The following is a 20,346-nucleotide window of genomic DNA, read 5'->3' on the forward strand; positions in this document are numbered from 1 at the left end:
TCCGGGCAGGTACGGCGGATGGCCCCCCGGCCCACCCTGCTGGTGGCCTCGACCGCCGCGGTGGCCGTCGCCCTGATCCCGCTGGCCTACCTGGCGGTACGCACCGCCGAGGCGGGCTGGGACCGGATCGCCGCGGAGTTGTGGACCGAACGGGTGGGCCTGCTGGCCCTGCGCAGCATCGGCCTGGCTGCCGTGGTCACCATGGCCTGTGTGCTGCTCGGGGTGGGTACGGCCTTCCTGGTCACCCGCACCGACCTGCCCGGTCGTCGGGTCTTCGCCGTGCTGGCGGCCCTGCCGCTGGCCGTACCGACCTACATCGCCGCCTTCGCCTGGGTCTCCGCGCTGCCCCGGCTGGAGGGCTTCTGGCCGGCCGCCCTGGTGCTCACCCTCTGCTCCTACCCCTACGTCCTGCTGCCGGTCGCCGCCGCTCTGCGGGGGGCCGACCCGGCCCAGGAGGAGGTGTCCCGGTCGCTGGGGCGCAGCGGCTGGCAGACCTTCACCGCGGTCACCCTGCGGCAGATCCGTCCGGCCACCGCGGCCGGCGCCCTGCTGGTGGCGCTCTACGTGCTCTCCGACTTCGGCGCCGTGTCCATCCTGCGCGCCGACACCTTCACCCGGGCCATCTTCGTCGCCTTCGACCTGGGCTTCGACCGGACCGGAGCCCTGGTGCTCTCCAGCGTGCTGGTGGCGCTCACCGTGCTGCTGCTGGCCGGTGAGACCGCCACCCGTCGCCGGGGCGCCCGGTACGCCCGACTCGGCGGTGCCCGCCGCCCGGTGTCCCGGCTGTCGCTGGGCCCGGCCCGCTGGCCGGTCATGGCGGTGCTCATCGGGTTGGCCGGACTGGCCCTCGGGGTGCCGGCGGTCAGCCTGGGGCGGCGACTGGCCGCCGGGGTGTCCCGCCCCGGGGCCCTGCCCGAGGTGCTCGCCGCCGCCGGGAACTCGCTGACGGTCTCGCTGGCCGGGGCGGCACTGACCATGCTGCTGGCGCTGCCCCTGGGGTTGCTCACCGCGCGGGCACCCGGCCCGCTGACCAGCCTGCTGGACCGGCTGGCCTATCTGGCCCACGCCCTTCCCGGGGTGGTGATCGGGCTCTCCCTGATCTTCTTCGGGATCAATGTCGCCTTCCCGCTCTACCAGACCCGGTGGCTGCTGGCTCTCGCGTACGCCACCCTGTTCCTGCCCTTGGCGGTCGGTGCGGTGGCCGGGGCGGCCGCCCAGTCCCCCGCCGGGCTGGAGGAGGTGGCCCGGTCCCTGGGCCGGGGGCCGTGGACCGTGCTGCGGACGGTGACCCTGCCCCTGACCCTGCCGGGCATCGGTGCGGGGGCCGCGCTGGTCTTCCTCACCGGCATGAAGGAACTGCCCGCCACCCTGCTGCTGCGGCCCACCGGGATGGACACCCTGGCCACCGAGTTGTGGACCAGCACCGCGGTCGGTGCCTACGCCGCCGCGGCACCCTACGCGGCACTGCTGGTGGCGATCTCCGCCCTGCCCACCTGGTGGCTGGTCGCCCGCAGCGGCCTGCTCGACAAGGAGGAGCGGGCATGAGCCGTACGAACAATCAACTCAGTGGAGGACCGGCATGAGCGAGGTCGTGCTCAGCGGGGTGGTCAAGCGGTACGGGCGGGTCACCGCCCTGGGCGGGGTGGATGTCAGCGTGCCCTCCGGTCAGTTGACCGCCGTGCTCGGTCCCTCCGGGTGCGGCAAGACCACCCTGCTGCGCAGCCTGGCCGGCTTCGAGCGAATCGACGCCGGGGAGATCCGGATCGACGGCAACCGGGTGGCCGGCGGTGGGCGGCACCTGCCGGCGCACCGACGCAACATCGCGGTGGTGCCCCAGGAAGGTGCCCTCTTCCCGCACCTGAGTGTCGCCGACAACGTCGGCTACGGCCTGGACCGAGCGGCCCGCCGATCCGACCGGGTCGAGGAGGTGCTGACCCTGGTCGGGCTGGCCGGGTACGGCGCCCGGATGCCGCATCAACTCTCCGGCGGGCAGCAGCAGCGGGTGGCGGTGGCCCGGGCGCTGGCCCCCCGCCCCTCGGTGGTGCTGCTGGACGAGCCGTTCAGCGCCCTCGACGCGGGTCTGCGGGCGGGACTGCGGCACGACGTACGCGAGGCGTTGCGCGCCGACGGTGCGACCGGCGTGCTGGTCACCCACGACCAGGGCGAGGCCCTGTCGGTGGCCGACAAGGTGGTGGTGCTCCGCGACGGGCGGGTGGTTCAGGCGGACGCCCCGGCGACGATCTACCGGGAGCCGGTCGACGCCTGGGTGGCCGGGTTCGTCGGCGAGGCGGTGCTGCTGCCGGCGGTCGTCGAGCGGGGAATCGCCCGGACCGCCCTGGGTGCGTTGCCGGTCACCGGGTCGGTGGCCGAGGGTCCGGTGACCGTGTTGGTCCGCCCGGAGCAGATTCGCCTGGCCACCGGCCAGGCCGGGATCACCGCCAGGGTCCTGCGGCACGACTTCCACGGACATGACGCGTTGATCGGGCTCCGGCTGGAGGACGGCACCCGGATCACCGCCCGGATTCTCGACGGCGGTCCGCCCTGCCCGGTAGGTGGCCAGGTCACGGTGCAGGTCGACGGCCCGGCCCGGGTCTTCCCGACCCAGGCCGTACCCGGCTCGACCACCTCGGTGCTGGTCGATCTGGCGGCATGAGGCGGCCCGGTGGATCGGTGATCCACCGGGCCGGTCTCAGCTGAGGATCAGTTGACCACGTACAGCAGGCGGTTCGGGGAGCCGCTGCCCGGGCTGGTCACCACGCCGGTGGTGGCGTTGTTGACCAGGTAGGTCTTGATCTGGGCAGGGGTCCAGGAGGGGTTGGCCGACAGGACCAGGGCGGCGGCGCCGGCCACGTGCGGCGCGGCCATCGAGGTGCCGCTCAGGGTGCTGGTGGCGGTGTTGCTGGTGTGGTACGCCGACAGCACGCTGGAGCCCGGGGCGAAGATGTGCACGCAGGAGCCGTAGTTGGAGAAGGACGACCGGGCGTCCGTGCTGGTCGTCGAGCCGACCGTGATCGCGGTCGAGGTACGGGCCGGCGAGGAGTTGCAGGCGTTGGCGTTCGAGTTGCCGGCTGCCACGGCGTAGCTGATGCCGGCGCGGATCGAGTTGGCCACCGCGTTGTCGAGGGTGCTGCTGACCCCTCCGCCGAGGCTCATGTTGGCCACGGCCGGCTTCACCGCGTTGGCGGTCACCCAGTTCACGCCGTTGATCACACCGGTGGTGGTGCCGCTGCCGGAGCAGTTGAGCACCTTGACCGCGATCAGGCGGACCCCCTTGGCGACACCGTAGGTCGAGCCGCCGACCGTGCCGGCGACGTGGGTGCCGTGGCCGTTGCAGTCGGTGTTGTTGCTGTCCACCGTGTTGGTGCCCCAGGTGGCGCGGCCACCGAACTGGCCGTGGGTGGTCCGGATGCCGGTGTCGATGATGTACGCCCGCACGTTGGTGGCCGTGTTCGGGTAGGTGAAGGTGCCGCTCAGCGGACGGTTACGCTGGTCGATGCGGTCCAGGCCCCAGGTCGGGTTGGTCTGGGTGGCCGCCAGGGTGATCTTCTGGTCCTGCTCCACGTACTCCACCGCCGGGTTGGCGGCCAGCCGGGCGGCCTGGGCGGCGGTCATCTTGACGGAGAAGCCGGTCAGCGCGGCGCTGAACACGTCGGAGACACTGCCCCCGTACCGCTTGACCAGGGCGCTGGCCCGGTCCGGGACGGCGGCCCGGGCGGCCGACGAGCCGGCGGTGCCGACCGCGTCAGAGCGAAGAACGACAAGGTAACTTCCGCTGATCGCGTTCGACGCGCCGGCACCGCGGATCTCGCCGGTGGGTGCGGCTACCGCAGCGGTGGTGGTGGCCGCGGAGACGGCCGCCGCGGTGGCGACGACGGCGAACGCCCGGATGAGGCTGCGCCGCGCGGGGGACCCTGAGGACATCGTCTTGCCTCCCTTACCTGGGCAGCCGACCGGGTTCTGGCCGGACGACCCGCCCGTGGATTGAGTTGCAGGAGATGCTAGCGCTAGATCGATGGATATAACAGAGATGTGCATCGATTGACTTCAGATGTCACGGGTGCTAGCAGTAGAGGGCGGTGCGACCAGGCAGGATGACAGGGTGGACGGACACGACATGCTGCTCTCCCCCGCCGGCGTCGACGCCCTGCGGACCGCGCTGACCAACGCCGGCTTCACCGCCAACGGCATCGCCGCCCGGCTCGGCTCGACGGCGACCGGTGGGGTGGCCCGCAACGACTTCCGAGCCGCGCTGCGCGCCACCACCGACCGGGATCCGCTCGCCACCCTGATCCGGATGTTCATCTGCGAGCAGACCGAGCCGGAGGCCGCCGTCGCGGCGGCCCTGGCCCCGCTGTCGATCGCCGAGGCGCTGGAGGCCGGACTGGTCGAACGGCACGGCGAGGGTCTGCGGATGGGCCTGGACCTGGAACCGTACGAGGACGACTGGTGGGTGCTGGCGGACGTGCCGGCCAGCGCCCGCCCCGGCCGCCCGCTGCACGCCGAACACGTGCTCGGCATCGGCGGGGCCACCCAGACCATGATCGGCGCCGCCGTCCGACGGCCGGTGGAGACCGCCCTGGATCTGGGCACCGGCTCCGGGGTGCAGGCCCTGCACCTGAGCACCCACGCCCGGCGGGTCACCGCCACGGACGTCTCCCGGCGGGCCCTGCGCTTCGCCGCCACCACCGCGGCCCTCAACGGCCAGGACTGGGAGCTGCTGCGCGGGGACATGGTGGCGCCGGTGGCCGGGCGCCGCTTCGACCTGGTGGTGAGCAACCCGCCCTTCGTGGTCGGGCCGGGCATCACCACCCACGTGTACCGCGACTCCGGCCGGGTGGGTGACGCGATCGGCGCCGAGCTGGCCGCCGCCGCGCCGGGCCTGCTCACCGAGGGCGGCACCATGCAGTACCTGGCCAACTGGGTGCACGTCACCGGCGAGGACTGGGCGGAGCGGGTGACCGGCTGGTTCGCCGACACCGGGCTGGACGCCTGGGTCATCCAGCGCGAGGTGGCCGACCCGATGGCGTACGTCAACCTGTGGCTCACCGACGTCGGTGAGGTAGCCGACCCCCAGCGGATGGCGGACTGGCTGGACTGGTTCGACGCGCACAAGGTGGAGGCGATCGGCTTCGGCATCGTCTCGCTGCGACGAAGTGGCCACGACGACCCGGTCGTACGGGTCGAGGATCTGCGCCAGCGGGTGCAGTCCCCCCTGGGTGAGCGCATCGCCACCTGGTTCGACCGGCAGGACTGGCTGCGGCAGCAGGGCACCGAGGGCCTGCTGGCCGCCCGCTACCGCGCCGCCGAGGGGCTGCGGCTGCACCAGGAGGCCACCATGGGCGAGGAGGGCTGGGGGGTGGATCGTCAGGTCCTGACCATGCCGCACGGGCTGCGCTGGAGCGAGGAGATCGACCCCCTGGTGCTGGCCCTGGTCGGCGGGGCCGACGGGCGGCTGCCACTGCGGGACCAGCTCGCCCTGCTCGCCGTGGCGCACGACGTCGCCGTGGAGGAGTTGGCCGAGGCCGCCGGCCCGATCGTGGCGCACCTGGTGGAGCGGGGCTTCATCGAGCCGGTGGCGGCCTAGTGCGCGCGGTGGTGCAGACCGTCGGACGGGCCAGCGTCACGGTCGACGGCGAGGTGGTCGGTGCGATCACCGACGGGCTGCTGGTGCTGGTCGGGGTGACCCACACCGACACCCTGGACATTGCCCGAACGATGGCCCGCAAGGTGCATGAGCTGCGGATCCTCGACGAGGAACGCTCCGCCGCCGAGGTCGCCGCCCCGATCCTGGTGGTCAGCCAGTTCACCCTGTACGGCGACGCCCGCAAGGGGCGCCGCCCCTCCTGGACGGCCGCGGCCCCGGCCGAGGTGGCCGAGCCCCTGGTGGAGGCGGTCGTCGAGGCGCTGCGTCAGCGTGGCGCCCAGGTTGACACCGGTCGCTTCCGGGCGCACATGCTGGTGGAGAGCGTCAACGTCGGCCCCCGCACCATCCTGCTCGACCTCTGACGACCGGGCCGCCCTCATCCGGGGCGGTGGGGGCGGCCCGGGAGGTCAGCCGAAGAGTCCTCGGCGTCGCAGGGACTGCCGCAGCCAGCCGTCGAGTTGGGCGGCCCAGTCGGTCTGGTCCAGGGTCGCGTGGTCCATGGTGAACCGGCCGAAGACGTCCCTACCCTCGGTGAACAGCCCGCCGCGCTTGTCCAGCTCCAACACCACCTGCACCTGTCGGGGGTCGGCGATGAAGGTGACCTCCAGTTGGTTCATCGCGCCGGCGTACTGCGGGGCCGGATAGAACTCGATCTCCTGGTAGAACGGCAGGGTCTGGTGCACGCCGTAGATGTGCCCCCGTTCCAGGTCGGCCCGGGCGAACCGGAAACCCAACCGCAGCAACGCCTCCAGCAGCCGCTCCTGGGCTGGCAGGGGGTGCACCGCCACCGCGTCCAGGTCGCTGGAGTCGACCGCCCGGGCCACCTCCAGTTCCGTACGCAGCCCCATGGTCATCCCGGTCAGGTGCCGTCCGTACAGTTCGGTCACCGGGGTTTCCCAGGGCACCTCGAAGCGGAACGGGATGTCGTGCCGTTGTCCGGCTTCCAGCCGGAAGGCCCCGGTGACGTGCTGCCGGTGGAACTCCTGGTTGGTCGAGTACTCGCTGTCGCCGCTCTCCACCTCGACCCGGGTCTGCAACCCCAGCGCCACGTACGAGATGTCCACCGGGTGGTCGCCGCCGCCGACCGTGACGGTGCCCTCCAGTTGGCCTCCCGGCCGACAGTTCGGATTCGCCAACACCGTCTGCACCGTGGGGCCACCGACTCCCATCGCCTGCATGAGTCGCTTGAAGACCACCGTTGCCTCCGTCACTCGAACGTTTCTGTCCCACCTCGGCAGACCACCTGGTCGGCCCGACCGCAGGCACGGTAACCGGAGTGAGCAACCCGAACCGGGCGAATCAACCGATCCGACCGATGTGGTGCTGTCAGGTTCTCGATCGCCTCACTCCCGTTTTACGCCCCGACCGCCAAGCTGTGTGTCACCGGCAGAACTGGCCACGCAACACCGCACGGACGAAACGGGGAGACGGAGATGGGTCTGCAGATGATGGAGCACCAGACGCGCGTCGGCATCGAGGCCGAGCCCGGCATCGACACCCTGACCGACCTGGACGCCACCGACGAGCGCGGCGTCTCCACCGACCTGGTCCGCGCCTACCTCAACGGCATCGGCCGCACCAAGCTGCTCACCGCCGCCCAGGAGGTCGATCTGGCGAAGCGGATCGAGGCCGGGCTCTTCGCCGAGGAGAAGCTGAGCACCTGCACTCCGGTCTCCGCCGAGCTGCGCGCCGACCTTACGGTGGTCGTGCAGGAGGGGCAGGCCGCGAAGAACCACCTGCTGGAGGCCAACCTCCGCCTGGTGGTCAGCATCGCGAAGCGGTACACCGGTCGCGGCATGGCCTTCCTCGACCTCATCCAGGAAGGCAACCTCGGCCTCATCCGCGCCGTCGAGAAGTTCGACTACACCAAGGGCTACAAGTTCTCCACCTACGCCACCTGGTGGATCCGACAGGCCATCACCCGCGCCATGGCCGACCAGGCCCGCACCATCCGCATCCCGGTCCACATGGTCGAGCAGGTCAACCGGATGGTCCGGGCCCGCCGCGAGCTGGCGGTGTCGCTGGGCCGCGAACCCACCGTCGCCGAGATCGCCCGGGCCCTCGACGTGCCCGAGTTCCAGGTGATCGAGCTGATCTCGTACGACCGGGAGCCGGTGAGTCTGGACCAGACCGTCGGCGAGGACGGCGAGAGTGCCCTGGGTGACTTCGTCGCCGCCGCCGACCCCATGGTCGCCGACGAAGCCGTTCAGGGGGAGCTGCGCAACGAGGTGAGCATCGTGCTGGCCACCCTGTCCCAGCGTGAGCAGGCGGTGATCCGGCTGCGGTTCGGGCTGGACGACGGCCGCCAGCGCACCCTGGACGAGGTCGGTCGGGAGTTCGGCCTGTCCCGTGAGCGCATCCGGCAGATCGAGAAGGTGACGCTGCTCAAGCTGCGGGCACCGGAGCGGGCCCAGCGGCTGGAGGCGTACGCCTGCTGAGCGGGTGAGATGAACTGCGAGGTCGGCCCCGGTGGTTCACCGGAGCCGACCTCGTCGTGTCGGCTTGACCCCGCCCCACCGGCTGGTCTACACCGAACTGTTCGACGATCAGTCGTACCCCGGCGAGACCCTGGTCGACCACGAATTCACCGAGTTGGCCGGGTGCACCACGGTGACCACCACGCTGCGTTTCGCCACCCCCGACGGGCGGGCCACGGCCCTGCGCTACCCGATGGCCCGCGGCGTCACCGAGAGCTACATCCGACTCGCCGGACTGCTGGCGACAACACCAGGAGTGAAGCCATGAACTGGACACTGGAAGTGGTCGTCGTACCGGTCTCGGACCTCGACCGGGCCAAGGCCTTCTACGCCGACCAACTCGGTTTCACGGTCGACCACGACACCGTCATCAACGACGACATCCGGCTGGTGCAGTTGACCCCGCCGGGCTCCGGCTGCTCGATAGTGATCGGCAAGGGCGCGGTGCCGCAGATGCCGCCGGGGTCGCTGAAGGGACTCCAGCTCGTCGTACCGGACCTGCACAAGGCGCGGACCCAACTACTCGAACGCGGCGTCGAGGTCAGCGAGATCCAGGTGCTGGGCGAGAACCCGCACCCGGTGCCGGACCCGCTGGACAATGTCGGCTTCATCCACTTCGCGGACCCGGACGGTAACGCCTGGGCGGTGCAACAGATTTCCAGCCGGGCCTGATCGATCGCGGGTGCCGCCGCGCCGCCGCTTCACAGTCGACGGGGGCCAGTGTCGGGGCGGGCTACCGCGGAGCCCACCCCGACACTGGCGTGCAGCACCGACAAACCGTCCGGCCGGGCCAGTACCGGGTTCAGGGTCAGGGAACGGACCCGGGGCTGTTCGTCCGCCAACCGTCCGACCCGCAACAGCAGGTCGATCAGGGCCCCCCGGTCCACCGGATCGGCTCCCCGGTGCCCGTGCAGCAGGGGTGCCGCGCGCGGCGCGTCCACCAGTTCGGCGGCGTCACGGTCGGTCAGCGGGACAGCCCGCCAGGCCCGGTCGCCGAGCAACTCGGTGGCGACCCCACCCAGCCCGAAACCGACCACCGGACCGAACGCCGGATCCTCCACCACCTCGACCACACAGGCCACCCCGGGCGGGACCATCGGTTGCACCAGCACCTGGTTGCCGAAGGTCGTCGCCAGTTCCGCATAGGTGCGGCGTACGGTGGCGGGGTCGGCCAGATCCAGCCGTACCGCGCCGAGATCGAGGCGGTGCCGCAGACCGGCGGCGGCGGCCTTCAGGGCCACCGGGAAGCCGAGCCGGGTCGCCGCCTCGACCGCCTCCCCGGCCGAATCGGCCGGCACGGACTCGATCACCTCGATGCCGTACGCGGCGAGCAGGGCCGCGCTGTCGGCTCCGTCCCCGCGCAACGCCGCCTGCACCGCCTGGGGGTCGACGTCGGACAGTTCGGGCAGCACCCCGGGGGGTCGGCGCAGCCAGTCGGCGTACGCGGTGACCCGGGCCAGGGCGCGGACGGCCTCCTCCACACTCGGGTAGGCGGGCACTCCGGCCGGGGTCCGGCCGACCAGGAAGGTCGCCACCGCAGGCTTGTCGGCGGTCAACGCCACCGGCAGGGTGGCCGCGAAGTCCGCCTCGGTGCCGGTCAGCTGGCCAGGCAGGGGTGGGGCGAAGAGTGCCACCAGGGCGTCGACGTTCTCGTCCTGCGCGGCGGCGGCCAGCGCCCGGGCGAAGTCGAAGGCGCTGGCCCGTGGACCGACGTCCCGGGGGTAGCCCACCGCGACGGCCAGCCCGGCGGCCATACAGGCGGTCGCCGCCAGCCCGGTCAACGCCGAGGAGTTGCCGACGATGCCCACCCGGTCACCGGCCGGCAGCGGCTGGTTGGCCAGCAGCACCCCGACATCGAGCAACTCGGCCACGGTGTCCACCCGGATCACCCCGGACTGGGCGAACAGGGCGCTCACGGCCGCCTCGTCCGGGCCCACGGAGTCCCCCACCCCGGGTGGGCGGGCCGGGGAGGCCAACGCCACCACCGGCTTGTCCCGGCCGATGCGCCGGGCCAGCCGGGCGAACTTGCGCGGGTTACCGAAGGTCTCCAGGTACAGCATGATCACGTCGGTGGCCGGGTCGTCCTGCCAGTACTGCAACAGGTCGTTGCCGGACACGTCGGCCCGGTTACCGGCCGACACGAAGCTGGACAAACCCAGGCCACGTCGATCCGCCTCGGCCAGCAGCGCCACCCCGAAGGCACCGGACTGACTGAAGATGCCGACCCGGCCGGGCACCGGCAGGCGGGGGGCCAGGGTGGCGTTGAGGCGTACGGTCGGGTCGGTGTTGGCCACCCCCAGGCAGTTCGGGCCGATCACCCGCATGCCCGCCGCGTGGGCCGCCCGGACCAGGGTCCGTTGCGCGGCCGCACCCTGCACCCCGGCCTCGGCGAAGCCGGCGGAGATGACCACCAGGCCGTGCACCCCGGCCTTGGCCGCGTCCGCGACCACCTCGGACGCGGACTCCGGTGGCACGGCCACCACCGCCAGATCCACCGGCAGCCCCGCGTCGGCCGCCGAGGGGTACGCGGGCAGCCCGGCGACCCGGGTCGCGTGGGGATGCACCGGCACCACCGAGCCGGTGAAGCCCCCGTCCCGCAGGTGCCCGAGCACAGCCGCGCCGACCCCCTGGCCGGTCGCGCTGGCCCCGTAGACGGCCACACCCCGGGGGGCCAGCAGCCGGGCGATGGAGCGGGCCTCGGTCCGCTGCTCCCGGCCGCGCTGCACCTCCAGGGTCGCCTCGGTGGGAGCGATCGGGAAGGTCAGGTGCACCACCCCGTCGGCGAACTGCTGCTGCACCTGGTAGCCGAAGTCGGCGAAGACCCGCAACATGGCGCCGTTGGCCGGCAGCACCTCGGCGACGAAGTTGACGATGCCGGCCCGGCGGGCGGCGTCGGCCAGGTGTTCCAGCAGCACCGAGCCGATCCCCCGCCCCTGGTAGGCGTCCTCCACCACGAAGGCCACCTCGGCGTCGGGTGCGGCCGGGCCGAGCCGCTCGTAGCGGCCGACCGCGACGATCCGCTCGCCGGCCAGCACCACGAAGGCCTCCCGGTCTACATGGTCGACGTTGACGAACCGCTGGAGGTCCCGCTCGGGAATGCGGGGGTACGGCGAGAAGTAGCGCAGGTACCGGGTGCGCTCGGAGAACCGGGCGTGCATGGCGACGATCGCCGGGGCGTCCGACGGTTGGATCGGTCGCAACTGGACCGTTGCGCCATCGCTGAGCAGGACGTCGATGGCATGTTCTGCTGTGGTCACCTCGGGCGGCCCTCCCCTGGCCGACTCAGTCGCGCGGATCGTGCGGGTCGAGGCCGAGCAACGGGAAGACCGCCTTGCGGGTCGCCGCGATCGCCCGGTCCACCGGGTTCGGCTCGCCGGTGGGCTGCCACGGCTCGTACCCCGGATCGACGTCGTCGGTCATCCGCACCGGCACCTCCGTGCCGGGCCGACGCTGGGCGGCCAACGCCCGCCAGGCCGGCGGGGTCAGGGTGGCCGGGTCCAGCGGCGCCCCGGTGGCCACCGCCAGCAGGTGGGTCCAGGCCCGGGGCACCACCTCCACCAGGGCGTACCCGCCGCCACCGGTGGCCACCCAGCGCCCCTCGCACAGTTCGTCGGCGAGGGCCCGCAGGGCCAGGTAGGTGGCCCGCTGACCGTCGACGGACAGATGCAGGTCGGCCAGGGGATCGCTGCGGTGGGCGTCCGCGCCGCACTGGGTGAACAGCAACTGGGGGCGGAAGGCCCGCAGCACCGACGGCACGATCGCGTGGAAGGCGCGCTGCCAACCGGCGTCGGAGACACCGGGCGGCAACGGGACGTTGACCGCGGTGCCCTCGGCGCCCGGGCCGCCGGTCTCGTCGGGAAAGCCGGTGCCGGGGAACAGCGCCAGCGGGGTTTCGTGCAGGCTGACGGTCAGCACCCGGGGGTCGTCCCAGAAGATCTGCTGCACCCCGTCGCCGTGATGCACATCGACATCGACGTACGCGATCCGCTGGGCACCGAGGTCGAGCAGGCGGGCGATGGCCACCGCCGGGTCGTTGTAGACACAGAACCCGGCGGCCCGGCCGGCCATGGCGTGGTGCAGGCCGCCGGCCACGTTGACCGCCCGGCGGGCCTGCCCCCACCACACCGCCTCGGCCGCGGCCACCGAGGCGCCCGCGATCAACGCGCTGGCCTCGTGCATCCGGTCGAAGATGGGATTGTCCGAGGTGCCCAGGCCGAAGCCGGAGAAGTACGGTTCGCGGGGGGCCATCCGGACCGCGTCCAGGTAACGCTGGTCGTGCACCCGGGTGAGCAGCGCCTCGTCGGCCGGCCACGGCCGGACCAGCCGTACCCCGGGCCGTTGCAGCACACCCAGTTCCCGGGCCAGTGCGATGGTCAACTCCACCCGCACCGGGTCAAGCGGGTGGTCACCGAGGTCGTAGGCGAGCAGGGACTCGTCCCACACCACCACCGTGTCTTCGGACATCTGACCATGGTCGCACGCAACCAGCCGGGCGTCAGGGGTCGGCAGGCACGGTCAGGGGCCCGACGGTGGGGTGACCGCGACCGGCCGTTGTGGGTCGGCCACCCAGTTGCTCCAGGAGCCGACATAGAGCGCGGCGTCCGGTCGACCGGCCAGATGCAGCGCCAGCACGGCCTGCGCGGCCGTCACCCCGGAGCCGCAGTACGCCCCGACCGGCGCGCTGGGACTCACCCCGGCGGCGATGAACCGGTCGCGCAGGGCCGCAGCAGCGCCGAACCGCCCCTCGGTGACGTACTCCGGGGCGGGCAGGTTGACCGCACCGGGCACATGCCCGGCGACCGGGTCGATCGGTTCATGCTCGCCCCGGTACCGGGGGGCGGCACGCACATCGAGCAGGACCCCCTCGTCGGCCGCGGCCAGTCGGGCGGCGCCGACCGCGTCCAGCACCGGCAACGCCCCCGGCGTGAGAGTCACGTCCCCCGGCGCCGGGTCCGGCTCGTCGGTGCTGACCGGCAGACCGGCCGCCGACCAGGCCGGGAAGCCGCCGTGCAGGACGCGTACCGGACGGTGTCCGGCCCACCGCAGGGTCCACCAGGCCCGGGCCGCGGCCATGCCGTCACCGCCGTCGTACACCACCACCGGGTGACCGGCCCGCACCCCGGCGGCCCGCAGCGCGGACTGCAACGCGGCCGGGTCGGGCAGGGGGTGGCGACCGGCCGGTCCCGGCGGACCGCACAGGGCGGTGTCCAGGTCGACGAAGACCGCGGTCGGCAGGTGTCCCGCCGCGTAGTCGGCCCGGCCGGGCGGACCGGTCAGCCGCCAGCGGACGTCGAGCAGGGTGGGCGGGTCGACCGCGGCAAGTTCGGCGGCGAGTTGCTCCGCCTCCACCAGAAGATCATCGGTAGCGGACATGTCGCCCAGTCAACACCATCGGTGAGCCTGGCTGCGGTTCGGCGACAGGTGTCGAAGGTGCGGCAGGGTACCATCGATCGTTGGAGGGCCGCTGACACCATGAAGTCTCACGACCTGGTCGATACGACCGAAATGTACCTGCGTACGATCCTCGAACTCGAGGAAGAGGGTGTACCGCCGCTGCGCGCCCGGATCGCCGAACGGTTGCGCCAGAGCGGCCCCACCGTCAGCCAGACCGTCGCCCGGATGGAGCGCGACGGCCTGCTCACCGTCGAGGGCGACCGCCATCTCAGCCTCACCCCGCTGGGCCGCAGCACGGCCGTCTCGGTGATGCGCAAGCATCGGCTCGCCGAACTGCTGCTGGTCAACATCATCGGGATGCCCTACGAGGAGGCCCACGAGGAGGCCTGCCGCTGGGAGCACGTGATGAGCGACGCGGTCGAGAAGCGGGTCTACGACCTGCTGAACCGGCCTACCCGGTCGCCGTACGGCAACCCCATCCCCGGCCTGGAGGATCTCGGCTCACCGGGCGAGACCGAGCCGGAGCCGGTCGAGGGCGAGCGGAACCTGGCCTTCCCGGGCCTGACCGGGCAGGTGGTCGTCCGGCGGATCTGCGAGAGCGTGCAGACCGACGCGGAGGTGCTCCGGCAGTTGCACGCCGCCGGGGTGGACCCCGGTGCCACCGTCACGGTGGCCCAGGAACGCGACGGGGTCTCCATCGACCGTTCCGGAGAGATCATCCGGCTGCCCCGTGAGGTGGCCTCCCGGGTGTTCGTCGCCGCAGCCTGAGGCCGGCCCTCAGGTCACGTACGGACAGTGCCGGCAGCCCCGGCCGCAGCAGGTGCTTCGCCGGGCCAGAAAGCCGGCGGTGAGTACGAACAGGCCGGTGGCCGGGTCCGGGTACCCGGCGTCACCGGCGGCCAGGGCGGCGGCGTGGGCGGCCAGGATCCGCTCCCGCTCCGGATGCTCCGGCGACAGCCGGGACGGATGCGGTTCGGTCAGGGGTCGCCCCGCCAAGGGCCGTCGCTCTCCGCTCACCGCGGCAGTCTAGGCAGCCGTACCCGATGCGCTGACCAGCGTGGCGCTGCCCTGTCGAGCTGAACGCGTGGGTGGATCGGTGGAGATCTTTCCACCCGGACCGATTCGCGCTGGCCTCCCGCGCGGGTTACGCCGAGGATGAACAGCGATCCAAGGAGGACCCATGCCCCAGTACGCAGTACTGATCTACTCGCCGGCACCGGCCGACCCGATGGAGCTGACCCCCGACTACGTAGCGTTACTCGAACAGTATCCGGCGAAGGTGACCGAGTTGGGCGGGCAGATCCTCACCGGCTTCGCGCTGCAACCGAGCACCACCGCCGCCGCGGTACGCGGAGACCTCGTCACCGACGGCCCCTTCATCGAGGCCAAGGAGGTCGTCGCCGGATTCTTCGTGCTGGAGGCGCCCGACCGGGAGACGGCACTGAAGATCGCCAAGCTGAACCCGGCCACCATCCACGGCGGGGTGGAGGTCCGGCCCCTGTTCATCGCCCCGACGGAGTGAACGACCGCGCGGAACCCGCCGGGTCCGGCAGTGCCGCGCTACCGGGAGCGGTCGGCGCCACCCCGCGCGATCCCACCGGCGCCGCGCCGGGCGATCTCAGCGCCGCCGGTCAGGCACTGGTCGAGGCGCATCGCCGGGAGTGGGTCTTCGTGCTCGCCGCCACCGCCCGGGTCGCCGGTGACCTGGACCTGGCCGAGGAATGCGTCCAGGAGGCGTACGTCGCCGCACTGGGCACCTGGACCAGGGACGGCGTACCGGACAAGCCCGGTGCCTGGCTGACCGCCATCGCCCGCCGCAGGGCCCTCGACGTACTGCGCCGACGGCAGGTGTTGCGCACCAAGCTCCCGTTGCTCGTGGAGCCGGAGGCGGTCGAGCCGGAGGCGGTCGAGCCGGAGACGGTCGAGCCGGAGACGCCCGACGAGGTAGCCGTACCGGACGATCGGCTGCGGCTGGTCTTCACCTGCTGTCATCCGGCGCTCGCCCGGGAGGCGCAGGTGGCCCTCACCCTGCGTCTGGTCTGCGGGGTCAGCACCCTCGACATCGCCCGGGCCTTCCTGGTCTCCGAGTCGACCATGGCGGCCCGACTCACCCGGGCCAAGAAGAAGATCTCAGCGGCCCGGATCCCTTACCGGGTACCGGACTCCGCCGAACTGCCCGAACGGCTGGACGCGGTGCTCACCGTCGTACACCTGCTCTTCACCACCGGGCACACCGCGCCGACCGGCGGCGACCTGGTCCGCGCCGACCTGGTGGACCGGGCCCTGCACCTGGCCCGGATGCTGCGGGAGTTGATGCCCCAGGAGCCCGAGGTGGGCGGGCTGCTCGCCCTGCTGTTGCTCACCGACGCCCGCCGGGCCACCCGCACCGACGACCAGGGTCGGCTGCTACGACTGGAGGACCAGGACCGTTCCCGCTGGGACCGGAGCGCCATCGGTACGGGTCATGGCCTGGTGGTCGAAGCCCTGCGCACCGGACGGGCGGGCCGGTACGCGCTGCAGGCCGCCATCGCCTCGCTGCACGCCCACGCGCCCAGCTACGCCGCGACCGACTGGCCGCAGATCCTCCGGCTCTACGACGCGCTGCTGGCCCGCTGGCCCTCCCCGGTGGTCGCCCTGAACCGAGCCGTGGCGGTGTCCATGGTGCAGGGGCCGGAGTCGGCCCTGGCGGAGGTGGACACCCTGGCCCGGGACCCTCGTCTGGCCGGCTACCACTATCTGCCGGCGATCCGCGCCGACCTGCTCCGCCGCCTGAACCGCCCGGCCGAAGCCGCCGACGCCTACCGCGCCGCCCTGGCCCTGACCGACAACACCGCCGAACGCACCCACCTGACCACCATGCTCACCCCCCTCCTCCCCCACCCCTGACCCACGCCCCGCGCCCCACCCCCTCGCGCCCTCACTCCCACCCCGCGATCTTGCACTTCTGGTCACCGAAAAGATCCACTATGCGGCTTTTGCCGCGACGAAAAGTGCAAGATCGACGGGGAGAAAGAGGGGTACGGGAGAGCGGGGTGTGGGAGGAGCAGGCAGGTGGGGGATGCGGCGACCGCCCGGCCTCGGGGGGCGAGGCCGGGCGGTCGGGTGTGATGGATCAGCTGCAGCCGCTGGTAGAGCCGCAGCCTTCGCAGACGTAGCAGCTGCCGGCGGGGCGCATCTTCGTGCCGCAGGTGAAGCAGAGCGGCGCGTCGGCGGCCTTGCCGATCACGGCTTCCAGCAGCTCAGTGCTGGAACCGACCGCCGGGGCCGGCTTGACCGCGGCGACCTCGGCGAGTTCCTGGGCCGGCTGGGCGATCGGCCCGGCCTTCGGCTCCTCCGGCCGGTGCTCCAGCGGGGCGGAGGCAGCCATCGCGGTCAGGTCCGTGCCGTTGGCCTCCGCCTCGGCTTCGGCCGCCAGCTGGGCGGCCCGCTCCTTGGCGGTGAAGATGCCCAGTTCGGCGCGGCGCTCGTACGGCAGGAAGTCCAGGGCCAGGCGACGGAAGATGTAGTCCATCACCGAGGCGGCCATCCGCACGTCCGGGTCGTCCGTCATGCCGGCCGGCTCGAAGCGCATGTTGGTGAACTTGCTGACGTACGTCTCCAGGGGGACGCCGTACTGCAGGCCGATGGAGATGGCCACCGAGAAGGCGTCCATCACCCCGGCCAGGGTGGAACCCTGCTTGGACATCTTGAGGAAGACCTCGCCCAGGCCGTCGTCCGGGTAGGAGGAGGCGGTGAGGTAGCCCTCGGCGCCACCGACCGAGAAGGAGATGGTCTCCGAGGGGCGCTTCTTCGGCAGCCGCTTGCGCACCGGGCGGTACTCCACGACCTTCTCCACCACCGGCTCGACCGCGGTGGTCGGGGCCGGCTCGGCGGCCTTGTTCGGCTTGGCCACCGACAGCGGCTGGCCCACCTTGCAGTTGTCCCGGTAGATCGCCAGGGCCTTGAGGCCGAGCTTCCAGCCCTCGAAGTAGATCTTCTCGACGTCCTCGACAGTGGCCTGCTCCGGCATGTTCACCGTCTTGGAGATGGCACCGGAGATGAACGGCTGCACCGCCGCCATCATCCGGACGTGACCCATCGGGGCGATGGACCGCTCGCCCATGGCGCAGTCGAAGACCGGGTAGTGCTCCGGCTTGAGGCCGGGGGCGTCCACCACGTGGCCGTGGTCGGCGATGTGCTCGACGATCGCCTCGACCTGCTCTTCCGGGTAGCCGAGGCTACGCAGGGCGCGCGGCACGGTCTGGTTGACGATCTGCATGGAGCCGCCGCCGACCAGCTTCTTGAACTTGACCAGCGCCAGGTCCGGCTCGACTCCGGTGGTGTCGCAGTCCATCATCAGGCCGATGGTGCCGGTCGGCGCGAGCACGCTGGCCTGCGAGTTACGCCAGCCGTTCTTGTCGCCGATCTTGTTGCCCTGGGTCCACTGCTTGGTGGCCTCGCGGACCACTGCGGTGGCCACCGTACCGCTGGGCTTGATCTGGTCGTTGGCGGCGGCGTGCTTGCGCATCACCCGCTTGTGCGGCTCGGCGTTGCGGGCGTAGCCGTCGTACGCCCCGACGATGCCGGCCAGCTCGGCCGAGCGGCGGTACGCCGTACCGGTCATCAGCGAGGTGATCGCGGCGGCCAGGGAGCGGCCCTGGTCGGAGTCGTACGGCAGGCCGGAGGCCATCAGCAGGGCACCCAGGTTGGCGTACCCGATGCCGAGCTGCCGGTACGCCCGGGTGGTCTCGCCGATCTTCTCGGTCGGGAAGTCGGCGAAGCAGATCGAGATGTCCATCGCGGTGATGACGAACTCGACCGACTTGACGAACTTCTCCACCTCGAAGCCGCCGTCGGCGCGGAGGAACTTCATCAGGTTCAGCGAGGCCAGGTTGCACGAGGAGTTGTCCAGGTGCAGGTACTCCGAGCAGGGGTTGGAGGCGGTGATCCGACCGGTCTCCGGGCAGGTGTGCCAGTCGTTGATGGTGTCGTCGTACTGCAGGCCGGGGTCGGCGCACTCCCAGGCGGCCTGGGAGATGGTGCGGAACAGCTTCTTAGCGTCGATGGTCTCGATGGTCTGCCCGTCGAGCCGACCCCGCAGGTCGAAGCCGCCGCCGTTCTCCACCGCGGTCATGAACTCGTCGGAGACCCGGACCGAGTTGTTGGCGTTCTGGTACTGCACGCTGACGATGTCGGCGCCGCCCAGGTCCATGTCGAACCCGGCGTCGCGCAGGGCGCGGATCTTGTCCTCCTCCCGCGCCTTGGTGATCACGAACTCCTCGATGTCAGGGTGGTCGACATCCAGGATGACCATCTTGGCCGCCCGCCGGGTGGCGCCGCCGGACTTGATGGTGCCCGCGCTGGCGTCCGCGCCGCGCATGAAGCTGACCGGGCCGGAGGCGGTGCCACCGGAGGAGAGCAGCTCCCGGGAGGAGCGGATCCGGGAGAGGTTGACCCCGGAGCCGGAGCCACCCTTGAAGATCAGCCCTTCTTCCTTGTACCAGTCGAGGATGGAGTCCATCGAGTCGTCCACGGCCAGGATGAAACACGCGCTGACCTGCTGGGGTGAGGGCGTGCCGACGTTGAACCAGACCGGGGAGTTGAAGCTGAACACCTGGTGCAGCAGCATCCAGGTCAGCTCGTGGGCGAAGATCTCCGCGTCAGCCGGGCTGGCGAAGTAGCCGTACTCCTCCCCGGCGGTGCGGTAGGTGGTGACCACCCGGTCGATCAGCTGCCGCAGCGACCACTCCCGCTCCGGGGTGCCCACCGCGCCCCGGAAGTACTTGGTGGTCACGATGTTGGCCGCGTTGACGCTCCAGCTCTCCGGGAACTCCACCCCCCGCTGCTCGAAGTTGATCGAGCCGTCCCGCCAGTTGGTCATCACGACGTCGCGCCGCTCCCAGGCGACCTCGTCGTACGGGTGCACGCCCTCGGTGGTCCAGACCCGCTCGACCTTCAGACCCGCGCCGGCCTTGCTTCGTGCCCTGCTTGTTGTCACGCCATCCCCCGGCATCTCATCCGCCCCCTCGTCCGCGCGGCACCGCGCGATCCGACTGTCACTACCGCTGAAAAAAGTTCACTGCGCGGGGCCGGCAGCGCCGGCCGTCTCGGCCTCGGCACCCAGCCGGGCACGCGCGGCGGCCCGCAGCGTCTCGATCTCCCGCTCGAAATCGGCGAGCGAGTCGAACGACCGGTACACGCTGGCGAACCGCAGGTAGGCGACCTCGTCCAGGTCCCGCAGGGGACCCAGGATGGCCAGCCCCACCTCGTGGCTGGGGATCTCGGCGGCCCCCTTGGCCCGGATGGTCTCCTCGACCCGCTGCGCCAGCAGGGCGATCGAGTCCTCGTCGACCGGCCGGCCCTGGCAGGCCTTGCGCACCCCACCGATGATCTTCGTACGGCTGAACGGCTCGGTCACCCCGCTGCGCTTGACGACCGCGAGCACGGCCTCCTCGACCGTGGTGAACCGTTTGCCGCACTCCGGGCAGGAGCGTCGGCGACGGATCAGCTGGCCGTCGTCGGCCTCCCGCGAGTCGACCACCCGGGAGTCGGCGTGCCGGCAGTACGGACACCGCATCGCCCGACCTCCTTGATCGACAAAGGGCACGCCTACGGCCGCCTCCGGGCACGATTCAGCGCGACGAACCATCCTTCAACCGATGGCCGCCGACTGACTGTACGGGAGTGCGTTCCGTAGTCGAACCCAACCTGTAGGCGAGTTACGCCCGTGTGACTACTACATCTAGGGGTTGAACCTAGGCCGCTGGCGAACCGCGGTCAAGTTGACCGGCGTGTCCGGCGCGTCGCCTGACAGCCCACCCGACCGGCGACTCCGACGCAACCCGAGAGCCC

General features: G+C 71.7%; 18 protein-coding genes. 10 read left to right on the top strand and 8 right to left on the bottom strand.

The window, feature by feature from the left end; genetic code table 11:
- The first annotated feature begins 18 nt into the window (after positions 1-18).
- Both OIE53_RS14625 and OIE53_RS14630 read left to right on the top strand, forming a co-directional pair.
- Positions 19-1,545 carry an ABC transporter permease gene (locus tag OIE53_RS14625; protein ID WP_327022107.1) on the top strand — a complete coding sequence of 509 codons (1,527 nt, stop codon included), beginning with the start codon at positions 19-21 and terminating at the stop codon, positions 1,543-1,545.
- Positions 1,546-1,579: 34 nt separating this feature from the next.
- On the top strand, positions 1,580-2,653 hold the full coding sequence (locus tag OIE53_RS14630) for an ABC transporter ATP-binding protein (RefSeq protein ID WP_327022108.1): 1,074 nt from the start codon (positions 1,580-1,582) through the stop codon (positions 2,651-2,653).
- A 47-nt stretch (positions 2,654-2,700) separates the two neighbouring features.
- Here the strand turns inward: OIE53_RS14630 and OIE53_RS14635 are convergent, their stop codons facing one another.
- Entirely contained in the window at positions 2,701-3,921 is a 1,221-nt protein-coding gene (locus tag OIE53_RS14635; protein ID WP_327022109.1) for a S8 family peptidase, read from the bottom strand.
- 178 nt (positions 3,922-4,099) lie between these two features.
- On the opposite strand from OIE53_RS14635, the gene OIE53_RS14640 reads away from it, so the two are divergent.
- Together OIE53_RS14640 and dtd are read left to right on the top strand one after the other, a co-directional pair.
- The gene (locus OIE53_RS14640) at positions 4,100-5,584 is read left to right on the top strand and encodes a DUF7782 domain-containing protein (protein ID WP_327022110.1); all 1,485 of its coding nucleotides are present in this window, start codon (positions 4,100-4,102) and stop codon (positions 5,582-5,584) included.
- Positions 5,584-6,006: a D-aminoacyl-tRNA deacylase gene (dtd, locus tag OIE53_RS14645; protein WP_327022111.1), complete on the top strand. Its 423-nt coding sequence runs from the start codon at positions 5,584-5,586 to the stop codon at positions 6,004-6,006. Before OIE53_RS14640 ends, dtd begins: the two co-directional genes overlap by 1 nt.
- A 45-nt stretch (positions 6,007-6,051) precedes the next feature.
- Here the strand turns inward: dtd and OIE53_RS14650 are convergent, their stop codons facing one another.
- Entirely contained in the window at positions 6,052-6,840 is a 789-nt protein-coding gene (locus OIE53_RS14650) for a sporulation protein (RefSeq protein ID WP_327027209.1), read from the bottom strand.
- Positions 6,841-7,077: 237 nt separating this feature from the next.
- On the opposite strand from OIE53_RS14650, the gene sigB reads away from it, so the two are divergent.
- The 3 genes from sigB to OIE53_RS14665 all read left to right on the top strand — a co-directional run bounded on the left by sigB (position 7,078) and on the right by OIE53_RS14665 (position 8,793).
- Complete coding sequence (gene sigB / locus OIE53_RS14655; protein ID WP_327022112.1) at positions 7,078-8,082, top strand: RNA polymerase sigma factor SigB; 1,005 nt, start codon at positions 7,078-7,080, stop codon at positions 8,080-8,082.
- Positions 8,083-8,146: 64 nt separating this feature from the next.
- Positions 8,147-8,389, top strand: a complete 243-nt coding sequence (locus OIE53_RS14660; RefSeq protein ID WP_327022113.1) for an SRPBCC domain-containing protein — start codon at positions 8,147-8,149, stop codon at positions 8,387-8,389.
- A complete protein-coding gene (locus OIE53_RS14665) occupies positions 8,386-8,793 on the top strand; it encodes a VOC family protein (RefSeq protein WP_327022114.1) in 408 nt (135 codons plus the stop codon). The genes OIE53_RS14660 and OIE53_RS14665 overlap by 4 nt, the downstream gene beginning before the upstream one ends.
- Positions 8,794-8,822: 29 nt before the next feature.
- Here the strand turns inward: OIE53_RS14665 and OIE53_RS14670 are convergent, their stop codons facing one another.
- From OIE53_RS14670 to OIE53_RS14680, 3 genes are read right to left on the bottom strand one after another with little or no spacing between them, the layout of a single operon-like run.
- A complete protein-coding gene (locus tag OIE53_RS14670; protein WP_327022115.1) occupies positions 8,823-11,378 on the bottom strand; it encodes a bifunctional acetate--CoA ligase family protein/GNAT family N-acetyltransferase in 2,556 nt (851 codons plus the stop codon).
- Positions 11,379-11,403: 25 nt separating this feature from the next.
- Positions 11,404-12,585, bottom strand: coding sequence for an acetoin utilization protein AcuC (locus OIE53_RS14675; RefSeq protein WP_327022116.1), 1,182 nt, complete (start codon positions 12,583-12,585; stop codon positions 11,404-11,406).
- Between the two features lie 51 nt (positions 12,586-12,636).
- Entirely contained in the window at positions 12,637-13,494 is an 858-nt protein-coding gene (locus OIE53_RS14680; RefSeq protein WP_327022117.1) for a sulfurtransferase, read from the bottom strand.
- Positions 13,495-13,593: 99 nt separating this feature from the next.
- Here OIE53_RS14680 and OIE53_RS14685 point away from each other — a divergent pair, with 99 nt between their 5' ends.
- A complete protein-coding gene (locus tag OIE53_RS14685) occupies positions 13,594-14,283 on the top strand; it encodes a metal-dependent transcriptional regulator (RefSeq protein WP_327022118.1) in 690 nt (229 codons plus the stop codon).
- 9 nt (positions 14,284-14,292) lie between these two features.
- Here OIE53_RS14685 and OIE53_RS14690 read toward each other — a convergent pair whose 3' ends face one another.
- Positions 14,293-14,532 (bottom strand): DUF5522 domain-containing protein, encoded by a 240-nt coding sequence (locus OIE53_RS14690; protein WP_327022119.1) that lies wholly within the window; start codon positions 14,530-14,532, stop codon positions 14,293-14,295.
- A gap of 163 nt (positions 14,533-14,695) precedes the next feature.
- Here OIE53_RS14690 and OIE53_RS14695 point away from each other — a divergent pair, with 163 nt between their 5' ends.
- Together OIE53_RS14695 and OIE53_RS14700 are read left to right on the top strand one after the other, a co-directional pair.
- A complete protein-coding gene (locus OIE53_RS14695; protein ID WP_327022120.1) occupies positions 14,696-15,037 on the top strand; it encodes a YciI family protein in 342 nt (113 codons plus the stop codon).
- A gap of 116 nt (positions 15,038-15,153) precedes the next feature.
- The gene (locus tag OIE53_RS14700; RefSeq protein ID WP_327027211.1) at positions 15,154-16,401 is read left to right on the top strand and encodes an RNA polymerase sigma factor; all 1,248 of its coding nucleotides are present in this window, start codon (positions 15,154-15,156) and stop codon (positions 16,399-16,401) included.
- 226 nt (positions 16,402-16,627) lie between these two features.
- Here the strand turns inward: OIE53_RS14700 and OIE53_RS14705 are convergent, their stop codons facing one another.
- Entirely contained in the window at positions 16,628-19,507 is a 2,880-nt protein-coding gene (locus tag OIE53_RS14705) for a vitamin B12-dependent ribonucleotide reductase (protein ID WP_327022121.1), read from the bottom strand.
- A 63-nt stretch (positions 19,508-19,570) separates the two neighbouring features.
- Complete coding sequence (nrdR, locus tag OIE53_RS14710; protein WP_327022122.1) at positions 19,571-20,071, bottom strand: transcriptional regulator NrdR; 501 nt, start codon at positions 20,069-20,071, stop codon at positions 19,571-19,573.
- Positions 20,072-20,346 lie beyond the last annotated feature (275 nt).

Origin of the sequence: Micromonospora sp. NBC_01739 (assembly GCF_035920385.1) — a bacterium.
Lineage (GTDB): Bacteria > Actinomycetota > Actinomycetes > Mycobacteriales > Micromonosporaceae > Micromonospora.